2 protein-coding genes are annotated in these 1,675 nt (G+C 58.0%); both read right to left on the bottom strand.

Annotated elements, in window-relative coordinates:
• Positions 1–212 precede the first annotated feature (212 nt).
• The gene (locus GIW04_RS30515; protein WP_032896059.1) at positions 213–1,118 is read right to left on the bottom strand and encodes a DMT family transporter; all 906 of its coding nucleotides are present in this window, start codon (positions 1,116–1,118) and stop codon (positions 213–215) included.
• A partial coding sequence (locus tag GIW04_RS30510) for an aminotransferase class III-fold pyridoxal phosphate-dependent enzyme (protein ID WP_236479590.1) occupies positions 1,108–1,675 on the bottom strand: 568 nt, incomplete at its 5' end. The genes GIW04_RS30510 and GIW04_RS30515, both read right to left, overlap by 11 nt.

The raw sequence follows: 1,675 nt of genomic DNA, 5'->3' as shown, positions 1-1,675 counted from the left end.
AGAGATGGCGTCATGCTAAGCGCGCTAAGCGTTTGGATTGCTGGGTCAAATCCCAAGCAAAAAAAAGCCTGTATCTCCACACGATCTGCCCGGTGCGAGAAGTTGGCCGCAACGGATATAAACGACTACCCGCAAACCTTGTGGGCCTGCACGTAGCTTATCGATTGGGGGCACGCAACCAGGTTCACAGATGCCGTGCCCCCCCTCATCCGTCAGATAGCCTCAGGTAAGTTCTGAGCCTTTTCCGGCGGCTTGATTGAGCCGATGTACACCGCGAAGATAGTCAGTAGCGCGCCGGCGATCTGGAGCGAGGAGCTTGCCTTGCCGAGAAAAGCGACGTCGATGAAGTAAGTGATCACCGGTTCGAGCAGCAGGATCAGTCCGGCCAGCCCCAGGCTGAGGGCGCCGATCGAACGATTGACCAGCAACCAACCGACGAATTGCACCAGTACCCCGTAAATCACCAGCATCACCAAGGTTTGTCCGTCCACAATGGCCAGGCTTTCCCCGGTCGCCAGCGCGTATACCAGCAATACCAGGGCTGCCCACAGACTCAAGTTGAGCATCTGCGCAATTTTGTCACCGCCACCATCAGGCAGCTGAGTATTGAGCTTCAGGAAGTACACGCAAATGGCATACGCCAGCCCCGACAGCACCCCATACACCACGCCTTTGATCCCGACTCCGCTGGTCATTTCCGGCAACAGCAACAGGTACAGCCCGACGAAGGCCAGCGAGATGGAAATCAGGAAGTAGATCGAGGGCTTTTCCTTCAACAGGTACAGCCCCAGCAAGGTCATGAAGAACACCTGGCAGTTGGTCAGGATCGATCCGATGCCCGGACCAACGATGTAGATGCTCTGATGCCACAGCACCAAGTCGATCGCCAGAAATACTCCGGCCAGTGCAGTGTAGAGCTGGGCCTTGGCGCTTTTGAGTCGCACCGGCGTCTTGCGCACCTTGAGGAGCAGGAAGAACAGGATCGAGGCGATCAGCATCCGATAGAATCCGGCACCACCGGCGCCGATATGGGCGAAAGCCACCGCCAGTGCTGACAGGCTGAGCATCAGCCCGCCGATGGTCAGCTCGATGATTGCCCGGTTGTTATTAGTCGACATGGGAGACCTCATTGGTAAAGCGCAACGTATCTGTATCCGTGCCCGATTCGCTGGACGAGGGGTATTCCAGTACCTGCTGCATGGCCTCAAAAATGCTCGCCAGTCCGTTCTGCAGGGTTTCTGCGTCGATGGTCAGGGCCGGCATCAATTTGAGCACCTGATCTTGCGGGCCGCAGCGCTCGATGATCAATCGGCGCGTAAAGCACGCGCGCGTGACCGCGGCGGTCAAGGACGCATCGTGGAACTCGATGCCATAAAACAGCCCGCGACCACGCACCTGCTTGATATGCACAGCGAAGCGCTCGGTGACCTTGGCGAACCAGGACTTCAGGAGCGTTTCATTGGCCTGGATGTGCTTGACCAGACGGTCGTCGCTCCAGTATTCCTGCAAGGTTTTGGTCGCGGCGACGAAGGCCAGGGTGTTGCCACGGAAGGTGCCGTTGTCTTCGCCGGGCGACCATTGATCCAGCTCTGGACGATGCAGCAGCAGGGCGAACGGCAGTCCGTAACCACTGAGGGATTTCGACAGGCAGACCATGTCCGGGGTGATACCGGAC

The organism is Pseudomonas sp. PA-4-8C, assembly GCF_021606625.1.
Classification (GTDB): Bacteria; Pseudomonadota; Gammaproteobacteria; order Pseudomonadales; family Pseudomonadaceae; genus Aquipseudomonas; species Aquipseudomonas lactis.
This window is presented reverse-complemented; position numbering and strand designations above follow the sequence as displayed.